Source organism: Ensifer sp. VA4, from assembly GCF_055710065.1.
The window spans coordinates 1-624 of the sequence record NZ_JBVQPO010000052.1 but is presented as its reverse complement, the minus strand read 5'-3'; the positions used below and the strand labels follow the sequence as shown (position 1 = coordinate 624).

1 protein-coding gene is annotated in these 624 nt (G+C 63.1%); it reads left to right on the top strand.

The genetic code is table 11. From position 1 onward, the window contains the following. Positions 1 to 624 (top strand): CoA transferase (locus AC0C6X_RS30110; RefSeq protein ID WP_472956697.1); only part of this gene is annotated, 624 nt, incomplete at both ends.

Here is a 624-nt window from a genome sequence, read left to right as displayed (position 1 = left end):
GCAAGGCGCGGCCGGAGCTGATCACCCTGTCGATCCCCGGTTTTGCCTCCGACGATCAGCTTCGCCGTGACTGGAGGGCCTTCGAGGCGGTAATTGCGGCGTCCTCCGGCGTCTTCACGGATATGGGACTCAATCGCGTTTTGATGGGCATCAACCCCTCGTTCTCGCCGCTGCCGCTCTCTTCCGCCTACGGCACAATGCTTGCGGCGTCCGCAACGGTGCTGGCGCTTCAGGCGCGCGAGCGCACCGGGCACGGCGACCACATCGAAGTACCGCTGGCAAGTGCCGTCATGGAGGGCCTCTCCTACAATTCGATCCTGATCGATGATTATCCGCTGCGTTACCAGACCCAGCGCGAGCGGGAGATCGAGCGCCGGCGCGGCGAGGGCCTGCCGATGGATATGTCCTATGACGACCTCCAGGAGTTCCTCGATCCCTTCTATCGCAGCTATATGTGCGCCGACGGGCGGATGTTCTACGTCGTCTGCCCCAGCCACAAGAACCATGCGAAGCGCTGCCTGCAAGCCCTCGGCCTCTACGATGAGCTGGTGGCCGAGGGACTGCGCGAGGAGGAAGACACCTATCTTCCGGTCTCTCAATGGTCGTCGGACGTTTCGCTTGGCG